This is a genomic window from Homoserinimonas flava, assembly GCF_054969005.1.
The window spans coordinates 1,102,308-1,122,754 of record NZ_JBUEQS010000001.1 but is presented as its reverse complement, the minus strand read 5'-3'; the positions used below and the strand labels follow the sequence as shown (position 1 = coordinate 1,122,754).

The 20,447-nt window shown below is 65.8% G+C and carries 20 protein-coding genes; 10 read left to right on the top strand and 10 right to left on the bottom strand.

Translation table 11 applies throughout. From position 1 onward, the window contains the following. Positions 1–161 precede the first annotated feature (161 nt). Entirely contained in the window at positions 162–1,598 is a 1,437-nt protein-coding gene (locus ACY48M_RS05320; RefSeq protein WP_462819183.1) for an MFS transporter, read from the bottom strand. A gap of 172 nt (positions 1,599–1,770) precedes the next feature. Between ACY48M_RS05320 and ACY48M_RS05315 the strand changes: the two genes are divergently transcribed. The 4 genes from ACY48M_RS05315 to ACY48M_RS05300 all read left to right on the top strand — a co-directional run bounded on the left by ACY48M_RS05315 (position 1,771) and on the right by ACY48M_RS05300 (position 5,143). Continuing rightward, entirely contained in the window at positions 1,771–2,835 is a 1,065-nt protein-coding gene (locus tag ACY48M_RS05315; protein ID WP_462819182.1) for a DUF418 domain-containing protein, read from the top strand. Positions 2,836–2,857: 22 nt separating this feature from the next. Next, entirely contained in the window at positions 2,858–3,463 is a 606-nt protein-coding gene (locus ACY48M_RS05310) for an LURP-one-related family protein (RefSeq protein ID WP_462819181.1), read from the top strand. Between the two features lie 52 nt (positions 3,464–3,515). Beyond that, on the top strand, positions 3,516–4,298 hold the full coding sequence (locus tag ACY48M_RS05305; protein ID WP_462819180.1) for a universal stress protein: 783 nt from the start codon (positions 3,516–3,518) through the stop codon (positions 4,296–4,298). Positions 4,299–4,366: 68 nt separating this feature from the next. Beyond that, positions 4,367–5,143: an SDR family NAD(P)-dependent oxidoreductase gene (locus ACY48M_RS05300; protein WP_462819179.1), complete on the top strand. Its 777-nt coding sequence runs from the start codon at positions 4,367–4,369 to the stop codon at positions 5,141–5,143. On the opposite strand, the gene ACY48M_RS05295 is transcribed toward ACY48M_RS05300, so the two are convergent. Both ACY48M_RS05295 and ACY48M_RS05290 read right to left on the bottom strand, forming a co-directional pair. Next, positions 5,126–8,086, bottom strand: a complete 2,961-nt coding sequence (locus tag ACY48M_RS05295; protein WP_462819178.1) for a DUF2207 domain-containing protein — start codon at positions 8,084–8,086, stop codon at positions 5,126–5,128. The two genes, ACY48M_RS05300 and ACY48M_RS05295, sit on opposite strands and share 18 nt — an antisense overlap. A 90-nt stretch (positions 8,087–8,176) precedes the next feature. Continuing rightward, positions 8,177–10,195: a DUF262 domain-containing protein gene (locus ACY48M_RS05290; protein WP_462819177.1), complete on the bottom strand. Its 2,019-nt coding sequence runs from the start codon at positions 10,193–10,195 to the stop codon at positions 8,177–8,179. 122 nt (positions 10,196–10,317) lie between these two features. On the opposite strand from ACY48M_RS05290, the gene ACY48M_RS05285 reads away from it, so the two are divergent. Beyond that, positions 10,318–11,091 carry a hypothetical protein gene (locus tag ACY48M_RS05285; protein ID WP_462819176.1) on the top strand — a complete coding sequence of 258 codons (774 nt, stop codon included), beginning with the start codon at positions 10,318–10,320 and terminating at the stop codon, positions 11,089–11,091. Between the two features lie 66 nt (positions 11,092–11,157). Here ACY48M_RS05285 and ACY48M_RS05280 read toward each other — a convergent pair whose 3' ends face one another. From ACY48M_RS05280 to cmtR, 4 genes are read right to left on the bottom strand one after another with little or no spacing between them, the layout of a single operon-like run. Next, entirely contained in the window at positions 11,158–11,997 is an 840-nt protein-coding gene (locus ACY48M_RS05280; RefSeq protein ID WP_462819175.1) for a hypothetical protein, read from the bottom strand. After that, complete coding sequence (locus ACY48M_RS05275) at positions 11,994–12,587, bottom strand: RNA polymerase sigma factor (protein WP_462819174.1); 594 nt, start codon at positions 12,585–12,587, stop codon at positions 11,994–11,996. The genes ACY48M_RS05280 and ACY48M_RS05275 overlap by 4 nt, the downstream gene beginning before the upstream one ends. Positions 12,588–12,630: 43 nt before the next feature. Further along, a complete protein-coding gene (locus ACY48M_RS05270; RefSeq protein WP_462819173.1) occupies positions 12,631–13,293 on the bottom strand; it encodes a cation efflux transmembrane domain-containing protein in 663 nt (220 codons plus the stop codon). Further along, positions 13,272–13,625 (bottom strand): Cd(II)/Pb(II)-sensing metalloregulatory transcriptional regulator CmtR, encoded by a 354-nt coding sequence (gene cmtR, locus ACY48M_RS05265; RefSeq protein ID WP_462819172.1) that lies wholly within the window; start codon positions 13,623–13,625, stop codon positions 13,272–13,274. Before cmtR ends, ACY48M_RS05270 begins: the two co-directional genes overlap by 22 nt. 82 nt (positions 13,626–13,707) lie before the next feature. On the opposite strand from cmtR, the gene ACY48M_RS05260 reads away from it, so the two are divergent. After that, positions 13,708–14,400, top strand: a complete 693-nt coding sequence (locus ACY48M_RS05260) for a spermidine synthase (protein ID WP_462819171.1) — start codon at positions 13,708–13,710, stop codon at positions 14,398–14,400. 80 nt (positions 14,401–14,480) lie between these two features. Then, positions 14,481–15,785, top strand: a complete 1,305-nt coding sequence (locus ACY48M_RS05255; protein ID WP_462819170.1) for an MFS transporter — start codon at positions 14,481–14,483, stop codon at positions 15,783–15,785. A gap of 4 nt (positions 15,786–15,789) precedes the next feature. Here ACY48M_RS05255 and ACY48M_RS05250 read toward each other — a convergent pair whose 3' ends face one another. Further along, the gene (locus ACY48M_RS05250; RefSeq protein ID WP_462819169.1) at positions 15,790–16,080 is read right to left on the bottom strand and encodes a hypothetical protein; all 291 of its coding nucleotides are present in this window, start codon (positions 16,078–16,080) and stop codon (positions 15,790–15,792) included. A gap of 248 nt (positions 16,081–16,328) precedes the next feature. Here ACY48M_RS05250 and ACY48M_RS05245 point away from each other — a divergent pair, with 248 nt between their 5' ends. Further along, a complete protein-coding gene (locus ACY48M_RS05245; protein ID WP_462819168.1) occupies positions 16,329–17,141 on the top strand; it encodes an aggregation-promoting factor C-terminal-like domain-containing protein in 813 nt (270 codons plus the stop codon). Between the two features lie 60 nt (positions 17,142–17,201). Here the strand turns inward: ACY48M_RS05245 and ACY48M_RS05240 are convergent, their stop codons facing one another. Continuing rightward, positions 17,202–18,929, bottom strand: a complete 1,728-nt coding sequence (locus ACY48M_RS05240) for a DEAD/DEAH box helicase (RefSeq protein ID WP_462819167.1) — start codon at positions 18,927–18,929, stop codon at positions 17,202–17,204. Between the two features lie 72 nt (positions 18,930–19,001). Between ACY48M_RS05240 and ACY48M_RS05235 the strand changes: the two genes are divergently transcribed. Together ACY48M_RS05235 and ACY48M_RS05230 are read left to right on the top strand one after the other, a co-directional pair. Further along, positions 19,002–19,577 (top strand): MerR family transcriptional regulator, encoded by a 576-nt coding sequence (locus ACY48M_RS05235; RefSeq protein WP_462819166.1) that lies wholly within the window; start codon positions 19,002–19,004, stop codon positions 19,575–19,577. 73 nt (positions 19,578–19,650) lie between these two features. Next, positions 19,651–19,833 carry a hypothetical protein gene (locus ACY48M_RS05230; protein ID WP_462819165.1) on the top strand — a complete coding sequence of 61 codons (183 nt, stop codon included), beginning with the start codon at positions 19,651–19,653 and terminating at the stop codon, positions 19,831–19,833. 25 nt (positions 19,834–19,858) lie between these two features. Here ACY48M_RS05230 and ACY48M_RS05225 read toward each other — a convergent pair whose 3' ends face one another. Then, positions 19,859–20,440 carry a hypothetical protein gene (locus ACY48M_RS05225; RefSeq protein WP_462819164.1) on the bottom strand — a complete coding sequence of 194 codons (582 nt, stop codon included), beginning with the start codon at positions 20,438–20,440 and terminating at the stop codon, positions 19,859–19,861. Positions 20,441–20,447: the final 7 nt, after the last annotated feature.

Below are 20,447 nucleotides of genomic sequence, written 5' to 3'. Positions count from 1 at the left end.
GGGCCTACGACGCGGTCATCGCGAGGTGCGCAACCGTGCACTCCTCAGGACTACCTGAACGCACTGTACTGTACTGTGCATTGCAGATGTTGCGCAAACGAAACGCGCGCTGTTTCTTGAATCCTCAGCCGCTCAAATGCGGCTGCACGCTGACGCGCGAACTACCCCCGCAATTGAGCGTTCGCCGGGATGTCCGGGAGGTCTTCGTCAGGAACCGACTCGGCCTGGTCGAGGTATTGCGCCGAGATGCGACGGTACGACTTCGTGAAAAACGCGCCGATCGCTGCGAGCACCATCAAGACGCCCGCAACGAGGAACACTAGCGCGATGCCTCGGGCCACGCCGTCGCCCAGCAACCAGCCGAGACTCTCACGCCCAGCATCCGAATTCATGAACGGGATGATGAAGAACTCGGCGATCGGCGCAATAAGGAATGCCGTGATGGGGGCCGCCGCCGACTCGAACGCAGCAGCGAAGCCGAACACGCGGCCCTGTTCGCGAAACGGCACCACCTTCTGAATCACCGTCTGCTCTGACGCCTCGACGGCGGGGATGAGCGTCATGTAGATCCAGATGCCCGCGACGTAGAGCCACCACCATTCGCGAATCGTGAAGAGCGCGCCGATGACACCCATAAGGATGACGAGCAGCAGCATCGTGCGAATTGGGTTGCGTCCGAGACCGAACTTCGCGATCAACAGACCACCGACAATGAATCCCGTGGAGGTAATGCCGAGCACAATGCCCCACATCTCGACGGGAAAGAGCTCGAGGCCATACGGATCCATGAGCGCCATATATACGCCGCCGATGAAGTTGTTGAACGTCGAGAAGATGATGAGCGCGAAGAGCCCTGTTGCGGCGCGCACTGCCGTGATGCTGCCCCGCAGGTCGACGAAGGGTCGCCGCTCGCCATCGTCGTGTGGCTGCTCCTCAGGGATTCGGAGGAAGAGTAGGTGCACGAGGGCCGCCGCGGAGAGGGCGATGGCGATCAGGAGCGTCCATCCCATGCCGAGCAACCCGATCGCGAGCCCGCTGAACACACTCGTCACCATGAAGGCGAGCCCCTGCACCGTGCCGACCAGCCCGTTCGCATTGGCGTGCCGCTCAACCGGGATAAGGAGGGTCACGGTCGTCGAGAGCGCAATGTTGCGCATGTTCTCGATGACGGCCCCGAAAAGGATGATCCCGGTGAACAGCCAGAACATTGGCCCACCGATGTCGAGCAGGGTCGACTCAGGGAACGCGAAGTAGAGCGCGCCGCTGATGCCGAATGCGATGAGGGTGACCACGCCCGCGAACACCATCACCGGATGCTTGCGATGCCGGTCCACGATGGTGCCGAATGCCATAGAGAACAGTGCGACAAACAACATGTATGCGCCACCGATAATGCCGGTAGCAAGCACCGAGCGCGTCTCAAGGTAGACCCAGAACGTCAGGGCGAACCACAGGAAGCTCGTCGTCACGTTGGCGACCGCAGTGTTCACCAGCACCTGCGCGAACGTGCGCGGACCGCCCGCCGGTGTTTCGACGGGCTTCGGGGGTGCGGAGAGCGCTTCTTCGTCAGCGCCGCGCATGTCGTCTGTGCTGCTCATATGGCCGCCGCCCTTTCTGGGTGCGCTCAGCGTCGCCAGCTGAGGGTGATCGGCTGCCGCAAGAAGCACCAGAAAGAGTCCAACGGAGACCGCTGAAATCATTGTATGAAGACCCCGCGCATGTCGCTGCGGAAATCTTCTGCGGGGCCGAGCAATCAGTGAGACTGGGGTGATGCGAACACCCGACACGCGCATCCGCGGGCTCGATATCGCCCGTGGCATCGCCGTGCTTGGGATGTTCACCGCGCACACCATCTCGGTGAGCGACCCCGAGGGTGCGTTTGTTGTGCTCGACGAACTGGCTGGCGGCACCCGGCCGCGGATGCTCTTCGCCCTCGTTGGCGGGATCTCGCTGGGGTTGCTCGTGGCACGTGCGCCCCGTGCATCCGGTGCTCAGCGCATGGAGGTTCGACGACAGATCGCGATCCGCGGCATCGTGCTGCTCGGTCTCGGGCTTCTGCTCCAGACCTTCTTCTCCGGCGTGAGCATCGTGATCGACGAGTGGGGGCTGCTGTTTCTTCTCATGATTCCCCTGCTGTTCGTGCGCAGCGGATGGCTCGTCGGTGGCGCGGCGGTCGGGATCGTCGCCGGCCATGTCGCCCTTGCGGAGGGCATCGGCCGCCCTCCTGCGTGGACCGGCAACGAAAGCGAGACGGCGCGGGTCGTGGTCGGGCAAACACTGAGCTGGCTGTTCACCGGATCGTATCCGCTCGTCATCTGGCTGCCGGCGATCGCGGCGGGCTTCGTGCTGGCCCGGCTCGACCTCACCCGACCGCTCACGCAGGCATGGATGGCGGGAGCGGGATCGGTCGTCTTCGTCGGTGGGCTCGCAGTCGTGGGTGCGCTCGATCCCAGTGGAACGCTTGACACGTGGCCCGGAGCGCTGGCGAACCAGCTCTCCGCGCTCGGGTGTGCGGCTGTCACCGTCGCGGCGCTGGTGTGGGCGACATCCGATCGAATTGGCGCAGCGGGCGCGGTGATCGGGCGCGTGCTGTATCCCCTCGCGGCTGCGGGAGCCATGCCGCTGACGGTCTACACCGTGCACGTGCTCGTGCTTGCAGGCTGGTATGTGCTCGACCCGGTCGGGTGGGCGCCGGATGCGACAACCTGGACGATCTTCACGATCGTGACGCTCGTGCTCGCATCCGTCTGGAGGGCGACGCTCGGGCAGGGCCCCTTGGAGCGGGGAATCGCCATCCTCAGCCGGGTCGGAGCCGGGACTAAACACTCGCAGTAAACGCCGCCCCTAGACTCGCCGCATGACCGATACTCCTCCCGCACCGCTGTCGACCCCCGCCGGGGGAATCGACCACCGCCCGCGGTTCTTCGTGAAGCAGAAGATCACCATGATGGTGAACCGCTACGAGATCCGTGCCGCGAACGCCGACGGCAGTGAGGGGGCGATCATCGCGATCGCGCAGCAGAAGCGACTCGCGTTCAAAGAGCAGGTCACCTTCTTTGCCGACGAGGCTCGCACTCAGCCGGTGTTCTCGTTCAAGGCACGACAGGCGCTCGACCTGGCGGCGGTCTACGACGTCTTCGACGCGTCAGGCAACCCGATCGGCTGGTTCCAGAAAGACTTCGCGGCGAGCCTGCTGCGCTCCAGCTTCAACCTCGGGGCCCCCGGCATTGCTGCCCACGGACAGGAACGCAATCAGGCGATCGCGATCATTCGCCGCTTCGTCGACCTGCCGTTCGCCTTCCACTTCGACTTCACCGACAAGGGCAGCGGCCAGATCGTCATGTCGAGCGAACGCCAGATGTCGCTCCGCGATCGCTACACCGTCACCGTGCCCGACGCCCGCATCGACTTCAGGCTCGCCGCTGCCATGGCCGTCGGCCTCGACGCCCTCCTGCAGCGCTAAGCAATAGAGAGGTCACCAATGTGCAACCTTCACGTCGTGTTAGTGTGCAGCCATGACTACGCCTGCGAACGCTGTGCTTCTTGGATACGGTGGATCTGAACACAGCAAAATTGCCTTGACCTGGGCCGATAACCTGGCCGCTCAACTCTCTTTGCCGCTCCACGTTCTCGTCTCGGCCCTCTATGTGGCCGATGTGCCCGACGTGCCGAGGGAGCACCAAGCGGGCTTTGTCACGGATGAACTCGAGCGAATTCTCGAATCGGCGAAGGCACCAGCAACTTCTGTAGTTACGGTGCTCGGCTCACCCGGTGAGGCGCTGGTGAATGAGGCGGAGACGGCATACCTCACGGTGCTCGGTGCTCGCACTCAGGGGCCGCTCCAGAGCATGGTAAACGGTTCGGTGAGCCAGTATGTGACCCGACACGCCCCCGGACCCGTGGTGGTCATTCGCGAACAGCACACGGCACGGACGGGCCTGATCATCGTTGGAATCGACGGTTCTGAGCACAGCCTCAAGGCACTGGCATTTGCTCAGCGGCATGCGAAGGCGACCGGGGGCCGTGTCCGCGCGCTCCATGTTCACAATGAGAAGGGTGAGGCCGGCGACGAGAAGGTCGAAGCAGCGCTCGCGTCGATCTCAGCAGGCGGCGAGGTGGGTGTCGATGTTGAGCATGTGCGGGGTGCTGCGCCCGAGAAACTTGCTGAAGCGAGCCGCGAAGCCGACCTTTTGGTAATCGGGACTCGAGGCCGCAGCCCGATCAGCGCGTTGCTGCTCGGCTCGGTCACGCAGTCAGTACTGCAGAGTGCCCAATGCCCCGTGGCTGTCGTTCGCTGATCTCCCCGCGCTAGAAACAGATCGGCAGTCCCGACGGGCGTAACCGCGCGGCACCGGGGAGGACCACCATGACGGATGCCACCAGCCGGGGCGTGCTCGTGACGGGCGCGTCGCGCGGCATCGGGCGCGCGACGGCGATCGCGTTTGCACGACAGGGCTACCGGGTTGCGGTGCACTACCGGAGTCGGCCCGACGAGGCAGCCCGCACTGTGGCGGCGCTCGACGGTGCCGGGCACGCTGTTGTCGGGGGCGACCTCAGCATCCCGGCGCAGGCGAAGCAGCTGGTCGACGACGCTGTCGCCGCGATTGGGCCGCTGCAGGTGCTCGTTAATAATGCCGCGATGGCGCCATCGACGGAGAACATTCACCGCATCGACCAAGTCGGGTGGGAACAGTGGGGCGACGCGTGGGACACGATGACCCGCACGAACCTGGTCGGCCCCGCGAATGTGACGTGGGCGTTTGCGCGGCAGCTCATCGCACTCGGCGAACCCGGTGCGGTGGTGAATGTCGGCTCGCGCGGCGCCTTCCGTGGTGAACCCGACCACCCCGCATACGCCGCCACGAAGGCCGCGCTGCACGCGTTTGGCCAGTCGATTTCGCTGACGCTCGCACCCTACGGCATCGCTGTGACGTCGGTTGCACCGGGGTTCACCGCGACCGAGCGTCAGGAGGGCGTACTGGCGGGCGCCCGCGGCGACGACCTCCGTGGTCAGAGCCCGTTCGGGCGGGTCGGCACCCCCGAGGAGATTGCCGACGCGATCGTGTATCTCGCCTCGCCGGCTGCAGCGTGGGCATCCGGTGCCATCCTCGACCTCAACGGCGCGTCACACCTGCGCAGCTGAGGTCCTTTTTGGCGTACGCCAGCCGACCACGAGGGCGATGGTGGCGCCGACGAGCGCAGCCAGTGTGGCGATGCCGGTAGGCGGCAGTGACGAATGGCTCGCGGGAATGTTCGCCGAAAGCCAGACAAACAGGATGCACGTGGCGAGCGCGAGTGCTGGCACGAGCCAGCGCAGCAGGTCTCGCAGTGGGCCGTGAGTGCCGACTGACGCGCGGCCGGTGCCGACCCTGACGAGGCCGTAGAGGGCGAGGAGCAGTGCGAGCACGCCAAGCGCGACCACGGAGACCGGCGGCCAGACGGTTTGTGCCTGCGCCCCACGCAGCGCGTCATCGTCGGGACCGGCAAAGGTGCCAGCCGTGAAGTCGAACATGACCCCGAGATCGTCGATTGTGGCGAGCCGCGGGTAGCTCTCGCTCTCTGTCTGCCCAATCTCGAGGGTGAACGTGCGCACCCCGTCGACCGTGTCGCTCTGTTCATCGAGCGCCTCGGCCTCGCGGTCGGCAGGTGTCTCGCCGAACGGGATCACCGAGTCGTGCCAGTCACGGGCATCCTCGGCCGAGTCCGTGTCGAGGGTGATCCATCCCGCCTGCGTCGCCTCAGCGAACAGGTCTTCTGGCACCGAGATCTCGATGAGCAGCGGGTCGAGGAATCCGTCGCTGTTGCCGTAGTCGTACTTCCACCCGTCGAGCAGCGCCGCCCAACGGATCCGGTCGACAACGTTGCCGCTCTCGCCATCGACGGCCGCGATGGCGGCAGAACCAACCGTGTATTCGATGCGAACTTCATGGTTGCCGGCGAGGGGTTGTGCCATGGTCGTGCGCATGACGAGGGTGTCGCCATCGAGCTCAGTCACATAGTCAACCGGCTCCCCATCGATCAGCACCCGTTGCACGCTTACGTCGAGCGCCTGCCCATCGACGGTGTTGAGCCACTGCCGCACGACCTGCGGGGGCAGGGATCCGCCCTCCTCAAAGAGCACATCGAGTGTTTCGGTCGCGGTGAATTGCGCACGGTCGTCGTCGCCTCGCCCCAGTTCGGCGGTCGCGTTGAACGACTCCACTTGGGTCCAGAGCGAGCCGGGCACATCCCCTCGGTAGGCGAGATACCGCTCATCGTCTTCAAGCGGGTTGCTCACGACGGATGCCACCACAATCGCCCCCGCAATCACAAGCAGCGCGAGCGCACGGATGGCCAAACGGGGCACTGTGAGGTAGTCGGCGGTATGCCAGCTGCGCCGAGGGATGCGCCCGCCGAGCTCCTGCTCGACCCGCTCCGCAATCGCCGCGCCGGCCTCGCGGGGCGCCGCCGAAATCACGGCGTAGGGGAGCACCTCGTCACGGAGCGTGCCACGTTCGAGCAACAACGTTCGCTCGGCAAACACCTGGATGCCTCGCAGGTGCTGCTTGACGAGTGCACCCTTGCGCGTGAGCGGGTTCGCGCCGAGGGTGATCCAGAGCACGATGACGGCGATGATTGAGGAGACGATGACGAAGGCGACGGGCCACCAGACGATCGCGAGCGGTGCCTGATACGAAAGCTGCCGCACGAGCCCCCACTGCACGAGGGTGAGAGCGAGGGGCGCTGCGATGAACGTGTCGCGCACAAACCCTGTCGGCACCCGACGCAAACCGTTCTTGTATTGCTGGGAGCTCTCATTCGCGCCGAGATACCTGCCCAGCGCGCGCGGCAGGTTGCCAAGCCGTCCTGTTCGTTGTGCGGCGCGACCGATGGCGAGGAGGCGCTCCTTCGGGATGCCCTGGTTGTCCCGACGCCGACGTCGGTCGGTCGGAATCTCTTGCAGTGTGGTGGCAAGTTCGAGGGTGTGCCTCGACTGCAGGATGTGTGCCGCCATACCCACCGTGATGTTCTTTGGTGGCGTCGACTGCGAAACAAACCATGGGCGACCGCGAGCGTCGCTCCACGCGACAGCGCGTGCGGCGATCGACAGGAGCAGCGTGAGCGCCAGGAAGGCGAGCGGCACCAACGGGCCGAACGTTTGCACCCAATACAGGGGCGAGCGTGGCGGCAGCACCACCGTGTCTGCTTCGAGCACAAGTGAGAACCACGCCGCGGCATTCGGCGGAAGATTCTGACTGTTGGTGAACTCGTAGACGCTGCGACCATCCGGACTGTCAGCTTCGGCGGTCAACCAGTCCCCGGCGCTGACGATCGACCAGGCGATCACGCCACGCGGCTCGCGCACAAGACGTTCATCGAGCGACTCGGGCACATTCACGCGCACCTCGAGCCCAGAGACGGCGTGCGGCCACGACGGGCCGAAGACATCCCACTCGAGCAATTGCACCGGCTCGCCGGTCGCGTCATCGACCGTGTCGTAGGCAAGGTGCTCAAGTGAGTAGCGGAGCACGAACTCGTGATCTCCCTGAAGTTGCTCACCCGTGTCGATCTCGAGGGTGAGCTGGGTCGCTGAAGCGCTCTGCGTGACGTTGATCGGCTCGCCGTTGAACGTCGCCGAAACACCTGAGGGCTCGAGATCGTGACCTTCGTAGTCAATGGCGATGACCCGTTCGATGCCGCGCTCGGTGACGTCATCACCGTAGAACGCGGTGATGCGCTCCTCCACCTCGGTGTGAAGCGTGCCGTCGTCGGCCAGATCGACCGTGTACTCGACTGCAAAGTCTCGGGCGATCCAAGTGTCGGTGGCCGTCGAGGCCGACGAGGTGATGTCCTCCAGCGTGAGCGGAGGGTTGATGACCGGGCCGAAGAGCAGCACGACGCCACCAACCGCCACAACACTCCAGAATGCCCGGATGCCTCGCCGCAGGCGTTTGTCGCCGTGTGACCGCAGCCATGCCTCCGTCGCCAGCACCCAGCCCGAAAGGAGGACCCACAGGTAGGTGTGTGTGGGCGGATCGTCAGCAATACGTTCGGGGTCGGCGGCCACCTCGTCGGTCTGCGGGTCGAGCGGCTCGTCGGTGCTCACTCTGCCGAGTCTAGGATCGCGCAGAGCCCACGCCGGACAACTGCGACGGTCAGTCCGGTGCGCCGGCGTGCGACCGCCGATGCGTGTTCGCTACATCGCGTCGCCGATGTAGGAGTACTTCACGAACACCTCGGAGGCGAGCCCGGCCTCATCGAGCAGCCCCTGCAGCGCGGTGAGCATGTACTTCGAATCCCAGCCCATGTAGAGAAAGTTGGCGTCATCGAGCTGGTCCCAGTGCCCGTTCCACGCCTGCTCATCGAAGATCGGCCCGCTGCGGTGCGCCCTGAACGCCTCGACGGCGGCACGATCATCCGCCCACAGTCGTTTGAACACCCGGTTGAAGAGGTACTTGACGTCGTAGACCTCCCAGTGCTCGCCGCGGTACTCGACATACTCGAACTCGCGCTGCCACCCGCGCGGCCAGCCACTCCGGCGCTGCGCATCGAGGATGGGTGTGAGCCCATCGTCGTCGATGAGCACGGTCGCGGGCGTCGGCCAGATGCGGAGAAACTCGGCGGTGAGGCGCGCCGTGCGCTCCGAGATCGTGGTCGTCGCCCAGGCGTCGACGCGAGAAAGCTCGCTCGTGAGCGCGACCGCACTCCGACCGTAGGTGGCTCGCTTCTGGCCGAATGGCGCGTCGATGACACGCTCGGCGAGGTCATCCTCGATGAGGGTGAGGTTGCCGAGGGTCGGTGCCAGCGCGCGATGACTGTTCTGTTCGTCTTCGCTGAAGTCGCCCCACGCCCGCTCCCCACCACCGCTCCAGGTGTCGCTCGGGGCGAGCGGCATCACGTGGTCGACCGCGAGACCGTCGAGCGTGTCGGCCCCCGCGATACGACCCAGCACGTAGGCGGCGTGGGGGAGCGTGCCGTACTTCAGGGCAACCCGCACCCGGGCATCCGACGGTGTGACCCGCGCGAGCGCGTGCTGCAGCGACTGCGCCCCCTCACGGCGAGCGCGGCACATGCGGGCGACAAGCCGTTTCGTGGGCAGGCCGACGACCGAACGACGCAGCAACAGCGACTGCACCTGCTCGAGCACCTCGACCAGGGCATCCCGCGCCAGCACACCCTCCGCGTAGTCGCGGTACGCCTGCATGACGAGGGGGAGCATCCCTCGGCCGAACGTGGTGAGGTGCGTGAGGTGTCGAGCGATCTCGGTGTCTGGCTCGTCAGCCGGATGCAACAGGGTGCGGAAGATCTGCGAGAATTCCCGCCATTCCGTGGCGTGGGCCCGCAGGGTCTCCACGTCGAGCCGAGGGAACTCGTGACGGAACGCGTCGTACACAGCGCGCGGGATCGCGACATCAACCTCGAGCCCCGTCTTCGCGATGAGGTAGTAGCGCCAAAAGTCGCCGATCGCATCGCCCGTGTTCTGCTCGATGGGCAGCCAGAAGGCATCCTCGATTTCGCGCTGCTCCCCATGCGAGAGCCCCATGAGCACGTAGTTGTGGATGAGTTCGTGGTCACGCAGCGGTGCGCCCGTCGAGTTGAGACTCTCGAAAATCTGCTGGGCGTTCGCATCCTCACCGAGAGCGATCGCGACATGCTCAAGACGTTGGAGGCCGCGCCAGATGTGGGGCACCTCGTCGGCGGGGATCTGGCTGCGAAAGAACGCATAGTTGTCGTCGAAGCGTGAATCGCGCAGCTCACCGGGGGCCCGACGGGCGAGCACAACACTCTCGTAGAGTTCTGCCCACGCGCGATGGGGGCGCAGCTTCGTGCGATCACGGTCGTCGGCGCGCACCAGCACCGTCTCGAGCTGCGAGGCGAGCGTGGCATCCGTCACCGACTCCGGATGCTGCAGCACCGTGTGATGTAGGGCCGCGACCAGCAGCATGAGGGTCGTGATGCGCTGTTGCCCGTCAATGAGCACGAGCTCGCGCGACACACCCTCCGTGCTCGCCGTCGAAAGAATTGAACCGAGGAAGTGGGTGTGCAGGTCGTCACCGTCGGCGACCGCACGGATGTCGGCGAGCAGCTGCTCGCAACCGTCGATGTCCCAGCGATACTGGCGCTGGTAGACGGGCACCACGATGGTCACATCTGGGGCGGAGAGCCAACGAATCGTGTTCACTGCGGTCGCATCGACGTTCGTGGCGGTGTGCATCGGCGTGGTTTCACTCCTTGTTAATCCAGCCTCCAGTGTATGGCGGGGTGCCGATGTTAGGCTGACCTAAGTAGGGCCTGTTAAAACGTGCTGGCCCCCAAAGAAAGGGAATGATCCGCCTTATGGGTTACATCAAGTCCGCCGCGCTCGAAGAGACCGGCTATGTAGTACTCGACCGCTATGACCAGGAGCTCGACCCCAAGGAGTGGCTCGACATCGAGTACGTCGATTGGAAGTCCTCCGGAGAGACCCGCTTCGCACCGCTCGCCAGTGCGAAGGGCGAGATCGAGGTGAACGGCTTCTGGAATCACAAGCCGCCGCGCACCGACAAAGACGGTGTCTGGATCGACTCCCAGGTCGAGAAGGCACCGACCCTCACACGCCGTGCCTTGGAGCCCGGATCGAATGTCGGCCGTTGCCGCGTTATCGAACTGCAGCCGACCCCCTACGGCGAGACGCTGTACAACCTGCACCAGGATGACAACAACCGCCTCAACCCTGACGGCACCGGCTGGGTTGTTCGGGCATTCTTCAACCTCACCGACGACAAGGACAGCTTCTTCGTCCTCCGCGATAACCGCACCGACCCGAGTGTCGAATACCGCATCGCGCTGCCCGCCGGCGCCCAGCTCATCATCGACACTCAGCGTCTGTGGCACGCCGCCACCCACGTCGGCACCGAGCCGCGCTACTGCCTCATCACCTCGTGGGAGTCCGGCCCAGAGCTCGACGCGTACATCGAGAAGTACAACGGCAAGAGCCGCGTGCCCAACGTGGAGGTGCCGCAGGACGTGCTCGATGCCGGCCAGGCTGAGCAGGAGCGCCGCATCGCCGCGCGCGCCGCGTTCTACGCGGCCAAAGGTCAGGCTGAGAAGACGGCCATGAGCGAGGCCTGATCTTCAGCTCGCAGTGACACGCGGGGCCCCGGTCGAGAGACCTGGGCCCCGTTTGTGTTCTGCTGGTTAGCCGCCCACTCTGAAGGTTCCGAGCTGCGTCACCCCGTCTGACGCATAGAGGGGGATATCCCATCCGTTCGGATACTTCGCCTCCCGTTCCGCCTGCATTTCCACGACCTGCTCGGGGTCGGTCGGTGCCGCTGTGTGATCGGGACTGAAGTCGTCGAGCGACGCGGTTCGCACATATCCGGCCACCTGCTCCCCGTCCGGCCCCACCCCGATCGCCGCCGTGAGATCGGGTGACCCAAGGCTCTCCCGGTGTGTTCCGTAGGTCTCACCCAACTCGTTGACGCCCCACGCCGTCTCGACGCTGTCGAGGTATCGCAGCGATACACGCGACTCGGCACCATCTGAGACGTCGACATAGAGCACATCGCCCTCGGCGAGAGCGAAGTCGTACCAGCTGCTGGCGAGCACATCGCTGTCGTCGCATGTGGAGGTGGGGTTGTTGCCTGCTTCGTCGAGCCCCCACGAAGTCACGCCAGCACTGAGACACATCACGGCAACGCGGACATGGGTCGCTCCCGCCGGAATGTCGGTGAGCGGGATGTCGCGACTGCCCGAAATATCGAATGACTCGATGGTGCCGAGTTCCGTGACGATCGCGCCGCCAGGTTCGACCCCGGGCGGCGCAGGAACGCCAGGATTCTGTGTGAGTGCAACTGCGGCTGCGGACAATCCGCCTCCGAGGAGGGCGCCTCCGAGGACGAGGCCGAGAGCGGGGGCCCAGCGCGCGCGGCGCGCGGTGGTCTTGCGGATCGTCGTTTCGACCGAGCGCACAAGCTCGCCGCGGATCGCGGCGCTCCGCTCCGGTGAAAATTCGGTCGGCGTGGGGTCTTCGGTCATGGCGCGGCTCCTTCCGTGTTCGTGGAGGTCAGCGTGGTGCGGGACGACGGAGCATGGCCGCTGAGTCGACGGCGTGCCCGCGACATCCTGGTCTTCGCGGCACCGTAGGAGAGGCCCAACGCTTCACTCGCCTGCTGGAGTGTGAATCCTTCGAGGGCGGTCAGCGTCAACAGGTCGCGGTCCAGGCGGGGGAGAGCCTCGATGGCCTTTGCGAGAGCCGCGAAGGCGTCGGCGTTGTCGATGCGCTCGTCCGACGTCACGCTCACATCTGGGGCGTGTTCTGGTCGCGGGATGCGCGCCAGCAGGCGGGCGTAACGGCGACGAGTCCGACGGACATTTCGCGCGGCATTGTTCGCTGTCACCAGAAGCCACGGGAGGATGGAGTCATCGATAATTCGCACCGCAGCGCGGCGCCGCCACAATTCAAGGAACGCGGTGAGATCCTCGGCGTCGGTGACATCACTGACCGCTCGAAGCGCATGGCGGAACACGCGGTCACGATGCCGATCGAAGAGTATGCCGAAGCTCTCGCCATCGCCAACGAGCACGGCGTCCCACAGCGTGCGATCGCTCGGCGGCAGCATGTCCATGCTTCATCATGTCCGGATGAGCCGATCGGTTACAGCGTGAGCGTCAATCTTGGTCGAGGAGCATGCCGATCGGGGTCGCGCATGTGTCGCCACGCCACGCCTCGACGCCCTCTCGGATGGCGAACGCCGCGATGACGAAACCCGCGATGCCGTCTGCCCAACTCCAGCCGAGCGTGCTGTTGAGCAGCAGACCGATCAAGACGGTGGCCGAGAGGTACGTGCAGATGAGGGTTTGCTTCGAGTCGGCGATCGCGGTAGCCGATCCGAGTTGCTGCCCTGTGCGGCGCTCGACCAGCGAGAGGACCGGCATGACGACCACGCTGACGGCGGCGAGCACTATGCCGACGGTCGAGTGGCGAACGTCCACCGCGCCGATAAGGGACAGTAGCGACGAGACCGTGACATATGCGGCGAGGGCGAAGAACGCGAAGGCGATGACACGCAGTGTTGGTTGCTCGTAGCGCTCCGGATTCTGGCGGGTGAACTGCCAGGCGACGGCAGCCGCCGAGACCACCTCGAGAACGGAGTCGAGACCGAAAGCGATGAGCGCGCTCGAGGATGCGACAGTGCCGGCGGCGATCGCGATGACTGCCTCGATGACGTTGTACGTGATGGTCGCGGCCACGATGAGGCGGATGCGCCGCTGCAGTGTGGCCCTGCGTGCGGGGGCGATGGCGTTGACGCTCACGCTCTCGGCTCGCAGCATCCGGCGACCGTGCACTCGCTGTCGAGACATTCAGCCGATTCGTCGACAGCGAGAACGACACTGACGAGGTCGCCGAGGGCTCGGGTGAGGTGCGGGTCGGAGATCTTGTAGCGCACCTGGCGACCTTCCGGCTCGGCGACGACGATGCCGCAGTCGCGAAGGCATGCGAGGTGATTCGAGACGTTCTGGCGGGTGAGTTGCATGCTTTCGGCTAACGCAGCGGGGTAGGCCGGACCATCGAGCAGTGTCATGAGGATGCGGGATCGGGTGGGGTCGGCCATCGCGCGGCCGAGCCGGTGCATGACATCGAGGCGGTCGGAGGTGGTGAGCACGGAACTATTAATACAGCGTTGGCTGTACTGTGTCCAGCGCTTAGGCTTGACCGTGCCCGAAGGGCGGAAGGCAGGGCACCGGATGAGCGCACGATTCGCCGAACTCGACTGGCAGCAAACACCCATGGGGGAGCTGACGCTGCGGCGCCGCTTCGACCTCGTGCTCGAGAAGGATGTCTTCGAGGTAATCCTCGGCGACGAGCACCTCATGTCGAGCCACTTCACGGTCGCGGAAATCGAGCTCGCACACCTCGGGCTCGCCGCCGTCGAGGGCGAAGGGCTCGACGTGCTGGTCGGCGGACTGGGCCTCGGCTACACGGCCCAAGCCGTGCTGACACACGAGCGGGTGCAGTCGCTCACCGTGATCGAGGCAATCGATGTGGTTGTCGACTGGCACGAGCGCGGGCTGCTGCCCGTCTCGACCGAGCTCACCGCCGACCCGCGGACGACCCTCACTGTCGCCGACTTCTTTGCCCTCATGCGGGCGGATACGGTCGACCGACGTTACGACGCGATCATCGTCGACATTGACCACTCAACAGAGCACCACCTCGACCCCAGTCACGCCGACCTCTATACGGGTGACGGCCTGCGCAGGCTTCGGCACCACCTCGCCCCCGGCGGTGCATTCGCCCTGTGGTCGGATGATCCGCCGCATCCGGAGTTCATCGCCACCCTCGGTGAGGTCTTCGATTCGGTCGAGTCCCACGTCGTGGAGTTCGCCAACGCTCTCACCCGTGGCACCTCGACGAACTCGGTGTACGTGGCGCGGTAGCAGCGCGGATTGCGCATCGCCGCGGCGGGGTTCATGATTGCTGCTGTGACGGGCAGGTTCGCATCCGGCGGTCGCGCGTCGTGAACCCGGCGTCGCGTCGAGTGCAGCGCGTCTATTTGACCCTCGAGACCGGCAACACGCTCGCGGCCTCGCTCATCTGGGGCATCAACACTCTCTTCTTGCTCGACGCAGGGCTCACCAACTTCGAGGCGTTTGCCGCGAACGCCTTCTTCACGGTCGGCATGGTCATCTTCGAAATCCCGACCGGGGTGCTCGCCGACACGGTGGGGCGCAAAGCCTCCTACCTGCTCGGCACCATCACGCTCGCGGTCACGACGGCGCTGTACTGGTGGCTCTGGCTGTGGTCTGCCCCGTTCATTTGGTGGGCGCTCGTCTCGCTGCTGCTCGGGCTCGGCTTCACCTTCTTCTCGGGCGCTGTGCAGGCGTGGCTCGTGGATGCGCTGCATTTCACCGGCTACACCGGCAGCCTCGAGGCGGTGTTCGGCCGTGGGCTCATCGTCGGCGGCATCGCAATGTTCGTCGGCTCAGTGCTCGGCGGTGTGATCGCCCAGTGGACCGACCTTGGGGTGCCCTTCTTGCTGCGTGCCGGCATCCTCGTGCTCATGTTTGTGCTCGCCCTGATCGTGATGCGCGACCTCGGTTTCACCCCCGACCGCTCTCGCGGGCCCATCGCGGCAACGCGCAACGTGCTGACGCAGTCGATCGATCACGGGCTTCGACGCCGCGCGGTGCGCTACATCATCCTCTCGGCCCCGTTCGCCTCGGGCGTCGGCTTCTACGCGTTCTACGCTCTGCAGCCGTACCTGCTTGAGCTCTACGGCGACAGCACTGCATACTCCGTCGCGGGTCTTGCCGCCGCCATGCTTTCGCTCGCGCAGATCGGGGGCGGGCTGCTCGCGCCACGGCTGCGCGGCATGTTCCGGCGGCGCACGACGACCGTGATCGGGGCATCCATCGCCAGCGTGATCGTGCTCGTGATCCTCGGGCTCAACACCGTGTTCTGGTTCGCCGTCGTGCTGCTTGTCGTGTGGGGTTTCGTCTTCGCGGTCGCAGGCCCGGTGCGGCAGGCATACCTCAACGACCTCATCCCCTCGAAGCAGCGCGCCACCGTGCTCTCGTTCGACTCGCTCTTTGGCAGTCTCGGTGGCGTCGTCATCCAGCCGGCACTCGGCAGGGCTGCGGATGTCTGGAGCTACGGCACTTCGCTCGCGATCGGTGGCCTCGTGGAACTCATCGGAGTGCCCCTGCTGCTCGCGAGCCGCCGCCAGAATGAGCAGGCCGATGTGTTGACGGCGGCGGAGCCGTCAGCACCCGACGAGTCAGCGCCCGACGAGTCAGCGCCCGACGAACCCGCGACTCGGTAGACCGTCAGGCGTCGCCGAAGAACCCGCTGCCTGAACCGCCGGAGCGTTGTGCTTCGCCGGAACCCACTGATCCCCTGAGGTGGGCGCGATCGCCGGGTGCGGGCTGGCGGAGACCGCGGCGGGTCCGCAGCTGCACGAACGTCGCGATGAGCACGCCTCCGACGACAGCGAGCGCGACGCCTCCGAGCAGGGTCACCGGCTGGCCACTCGCGACCCCGACGATCGTGGTCCACACGCCGACGACGGCAGCGATCAAGCCGCTGACGAGGTAAGCAATGCTCCGGAGCGGGGTCATGAGGTCAACCTACGCGCTCACCTCACCCGTGTCACGCAGGCACTTGCACACCCAAAAGCCGTTGTCTGGCCGTTCAGTGCAAAACCCCTGGCAAAGTACTGAAATATCGGGCTCGCGGCGGGAAAGTGACCACTATTCGCACGGCTCGCCCAGATTCACATCGAACACTGGCATGTCCCCGGCGCGTCCACCCGCGACGCCCTTCCTCATCGAACGCCTTACTGTCTGCGTTCGACCGCGAGAAAGTCATGCCCACGAACACTTCATCACCCGTCACCGCACCCGCCACCTCTCCCACCGCCGCACGCGCCCCGCGCAAGCGTCGCCGCAGAGCCTTCCTCGTCGTCGGCGCGATCGCTGCGGCCGCTGTCCTCTCCGGTGCGGGCGTTGCCGTCCAAGTCTCGGTTGCCGAGGCCGAGCGCGCGGCAGTCGCTGAGGCGGCCGCCGAACGGCTCGAGCAGCACCAGGCAGAGTTCGATGCTCGCGCGGCCGAGCGTGCTGAAGCGGCAATCGCCGCGGCGACACCGGTCATCTCAGCCGCAGCAGGCAAGGCGGATGTCTCAGAGCTCGCTGCGACCGTCGAAGCACTCACCGAGTTTCCGGAGCTCTCAGCAGGGCCAATCTTCGACCTCGTGATTGAGGCGGAGGCCAGCATCCCTGTCGTGGAAGCGCAGATTGCCGAAGCTGACCGCATCGCCGCCGAAGAGGCTGCTGCTGAGGCTGCCGCTGCCGCAGCTGCCGCCGCCGCGAAAACCCCGGCCGGTGCTCAGGCGATCGCCCGCGAAATGATGGCGAGCAAGTTTGGCTGGGGCGAAGATCAGGCCAGCTGCCTAATCAACCTCTGGCAGAAAGAGTCGGGCTGGCGCGTCGACGCCCTCAACGCCTCCAGCGGTGCCACCGGCATCCCGCAGGCGCTGCCCGGCTCAAAGATGGCAAGTCACGGTGCCGACTGGCAGACGAACCCGACGACGCAGATCGCCTGGGGGCTTGACTACATCGAGGCCGTCTACGGCACCCCGTGCGGGGCGTGGGCGAAGTCCCAGGCGGTCGGCTGGTACTGACCGGCAGCCAACGCCGCATGACCGGCCGCTGACCGATATCCGTTCGCCCGAGCCGCGACGCTACGAGCGTTCGCGGTTCGGGCGGCGGCCGCGGTCGGGTGCGATCTCGATGAGTCTGCCGCTGATGCGGGTGCCCTTGAGGCGCCCGAGCACATCGCGGGGGAGATCGGCCGGCAGCTCGACAATCGAGAAGTCGGGCAGAATTTTGATCGCCCCGAAATCTTCGCGGCTCAGTCCGCCCTCGTTGGCGAGAGCTCCAACGATCTGGCGCGGCTCCACCTTGTGACGCTTGCCAACCTCGATGCGGTACGCGGCCATAGGCTTGCCGCCCCCACGCTGACGGCGCTCCGGCCGTTCGCCACGGGGTTCACGCTCGCCACGCTCAGGACGGTCGCGGTCGAAGCGCTGTGCACGCACTTCTTCTGGCGAAAGCAGGAGCGGGGTCTCGCCCTGCGAGACAACCGCGAGGGCCGCCGCGACATCGGCCTCAGGCACGTCGTGATGCTTCACATAGTGACCAACAATGTCGCGGAACGCAGCAATACGGTCCGTTTGGCTCAGCGCCGCCGTGATTGCATCATCGAAGCGCGCGAGACGGGTCACATTGACGTCTTCGACACTCGGCAACTGCATTTCGGTGAGCGGCTGCCTGGTCGCCTTCTCGATCGCGAGCAGTAGGCGCCGCTCACGCGGGGTGATGAAGCTGATCGCGGCACCGCTGCGGCCGGCACGCCCCGTGCGGCCGATGCGGTGCACATACGACTCCGTGTCGACGGGGATGTCGAAGTTGACCACGTGGCTGATGCGGTCGACGTCGAGGCCGCGGGCCGCGACATCCGTCGCCACCAGAATGTCGAGCTTGCCCGACTTGAGCTGGCCGACCGTGCGCTCACGCTGCGCCTGCGCCACATCGCCGCTGATCGCCGCCGCAGAATAGCCGCGGGCGCGGAGCTTCTCGGCGAGCGCCTCCGTTTCGTTCTTGGTGCGGACGAACACGATCATGCCCTCGAAGTTCTCGACCTCGAGGATGCGGGTGAGGGCGTCGACCTTCTGCGGGTATGAGACCACGAGGTAGCGCTGGGTGGTGTTGGCAGACGTCGTGGTCTTGGCCTTGACCGTGATCTCTTCTGGATCGTTGAGGTACTTCTTGGAGATGCGGCGGATCTGCGCCGGCATCGTCGCGGAGAACAGGGCGACCTGCTTGTCGTCTGGCGTGTCGGCGAGGATCGTTTCGACATCCTCGGCAAAGCCCATCTTGAGCATTTCGTCGGCCTCGTCGAGCACAAGGTATTTCAGCTCGGAGAGGTCGAGCGTGCCCTTCGCAAGGTGATCCATGATGCGGCCGGGGGTGCCGACGACGACATGCACGCCACGGCGCAGCGCCGAAAGCTGCACGCCGTAGGCCTGGCCGCCATAGACCGGCAGCACGTGGACGCCCTTGAGGTGCGCGGCGTACTGCTCGAACGCCTCACACACCTGCAGGGCAAGCTCACGGGTGGGGGAGAGGACGAGGGCCTGCGGGGTTTTCTGGTGCACATCGAGGCGCGACAGGATCGGAAGCGCGAACGCCGCCGTCTTGCCGGTGCCGGTCTGCGCGAGGCCCACCACGTCGCGACCCGAGAGCAGGGTCGGGATGGTGGCGGCCTGGATGGCCGAAGGGATCTCGTAGCCAACATCCCGCACCGCCTTGAGAACCTGATCGCTGAGACCGAGGTCGGAGAAGGTGGTGATGGTGTCGTCGGCGGAGGGTACTGCCTCGGTCGAATCGGTTGCAGTGTGAGGCGTCATACGTCAACGGTACCGCGCGGGCGCGGGAGCCGCGCTTGCACCTCCCATCGGGGGAGCCCCCACACTGGAACCATGATCCCGATCGGCCCCTTCAGCGAACTCACCGGCCTCTCCGTCAAGGCGCTCCGGCATTACCACGAGCAGGGCATTCTCATTCCCGAGCAGATCGACGGTGAGACTCAGGCCCGCGCCTACTCGCCGTGGCAGGTGCTCCGCGCGGCCAGGATCTCCGCCCTGCGCCGCGCCGGGCTCTCGCTCAAGCGCATCGCCGAAATCCTCGAGACGCCCGACCGTGCGGCGGACCTGCTCCAGGAGCATGAGGAGAAGGTCGCGGCGCAGCGAGCGAGAGAGGATGCTGCACTTGCCGAAGCTCGTCTCGCCCTCGCCGCCGAGCCCACCGTGACACTGCGTGCGCGTCCCGATGGCGAGCGCGAGGTCGTGGTGCGGGTGCCACACTCCGATCATGCTGAGGACGGCGACCACTACGGCTCGATCACCCTCGCCGTGGCGCACCTCATCGGTCATGAGGTCCCGGGCTATTTCTCGGCGATCGGGGAGATGCAGCACACACGATTCGGGGGTGAGTCCGAGTTCTCGGCGCCCCTGTGGCCGATGCCCGCAGACCCCGACTCGGAGTTCACCCGCTGAGCCTCCAGGCGCACGCCCGCGCCACGCCGCGGTCAACGCGGGCAGTGTCGGTGGTGCCGCTTACTCTCAAGACATGGAGATCTGGAACTGCCCCGAGTGTGCCGCTGACACCGTGCGTGTCGGCATCGCGATGTGGTGCGAGTCGGATGCGCTCGTCGCCGTCTACGAGTGCGCCGAGCCGGAATGCATGTGGTCCGGAGTTGAAGGTGAGTACTGGAGCGAATCCGCTCCCGCCGCCTCGCTCACTGCCGCCTGAATCGCACCCCTGAATCACGTTCGGCCTAGGGCCGTCGGACGAGCAGTGCTTTGCCCACCCGCACGGCGATGATTCCCGCGAGTATCCATGGCCCGGCGATGAGGATCGGGTCGATCCAGGTGTGCCGCGTGTCGGCACGACCTCGCCCGAGTCGGGACCGCACGCCGCCGTGCGTGAACTCGGCCACCACCCCGGTCTCGCTCAGCGGATTGTCCGGGCGCAGGGTGAGGAAGGAGCGCAGGTGGCTGCCCACCGCATCCACTCGGTCTCCCACGATAAGGAGGAGCCAGTGAGCAGCCCGACCCTCGCTGTACCTCGCGTAGGCGAACCGGCGGATGCCGCCAGAGACGCCGTGCAGGGGGGCTGACGTTCCGAAGACGGGCGTGACGGAGCGGTGTTCGATGGAGCGTTCGCGGGGCACCAGTTGCTCCTGCCGCTCGGGGAAGTCCCAGTGTGCCCCTGTGACCTCGGGGGCGAACCGCTCCTTCGGCACGGCCGGGCGGTCGGCGGGATCGAGGTCCGCGCCCCAGCCGGGGATGCGCGCCCTGAGCTCGTCATTGGTCTCACGACGAGTCGGTGCCTGTGCGGTGTACGGCGTGTTCGGCATGATCGCT

Coding starts and splice junctions, on each gene's coding strand:
- ACY48M_RS05290 (WP_462819177.1), bottom strand. CDS start 10,195: ATGCACACCGCCACGAACGTCGATGCGACCGCAGTGAACACGATTCGT.
- ACY48M_RS05245 (WP_462819168.1), top strand. CDS start 16,329: ATGCCCACGAACACTTCATCACCCGTCACCGCACCCGCCACCTCTCCC.
- ACY48M_RS05240 (WP_462819167.1), bottom strand. CDS start 18,929: ATGACGCCTCACACTGCAACCGATTCGACCGAGGCAGTACCCTCCGCC.
- ACY48M_RS05305 (WP_462819180.1), top strand. CDS start 3,516: ATGACTACGCCTGCGAACGCTGTGCTTCTTGGATACGGTGGATCTGAA.
- ACY48M_RS05315 (WP_462819182.1), top strand. CDS start 1,771: ATGCGAACACCCGACACGCGCATCCGCGGGCTCGATATCGCCCGTGGC.
- ACY48M_RS05300 (WP_462819179.1), top strand. CDS start 4,367: ATGACGGATGCCACCAGCCGGGGCGTGCTCGTGACGGGCGCGTCGCGC.
- ACY48M_RS05320 (WP_462819183.1), bottom strand. CDS start 1,598: ATGAGCAGCACAGACGACATGCGCGGCGCTGACGAAGAAGCGCTCTCC.
- ACY48M_RS05270 (WP_462819173.1), bottom strand. CDS start 13,293: ATGCTGCGAGCCGAGAGCGTGAGCGTCAACGCCATCGCCCCCGCACGC.
- ACY48M_RS05310 (WP_462819181.1), top strand. CDS start 2,858: ATGACCGATACTCCTCCCGCACCGCTGTCGACCCCCGCCGGGGGAATC.
- ACY48M_RS05225 (WP_462819164.1), bottom strand. CDS start 20,440: ATGCCGAACACGCCGTACACCGCACAGGCACCGACTCGTCGTGAGACC.
- ACY48M_RS05275 (WP_462819174.1), bottom strand. CDS start 12,587: ATGGACATGCTGCCGCCGAGCGATCGCACGCTGTGGGACGCCGTGCTC.
- ACY48M_RS05235 (WP_462819166.1), top strand. CDS start 19,002: ATGATCCCGATCGGCCCCTTCAGCGAACTCACCGGCCTCTCCGTCAAG.
- ACY48M_RS05250 (WP_462819169.1), bottom strand. CDS start 16,080: ATGACCCCGCTCCGGAGCATTGCTTACCTCGTCAGCGGCTTGATCGCT.
- ACY48M_RS05280 (WP_462819175.1), bottom strand. CDS start 11,997: ATGACCGAAGACCCCACGCCGACCGAATTTTCACCGGAGCGGAGCGCC.
- ACY48M_RS05230 (WP_462819165.1), top strand. CDS start 19,651: ATGGAGATCTGGAACTGCCCCGAGTGTGCCGCTGACACCGTGCGTGTC.
- ACY48M_RS05260 (WP_462819171.1), top strand. CDS start 13,708: ATGAGCGCACGATTCGCCGAACTCGACTGGCAGCAAACACCCATGGGG.
- ACY48M_RS05285 (WP_462819176.1), top strand. CDS start 10,318: ATGGGTTACATCAAGTCCGCCGCGCTCGAAGAGACCGGCTATGTAGTA.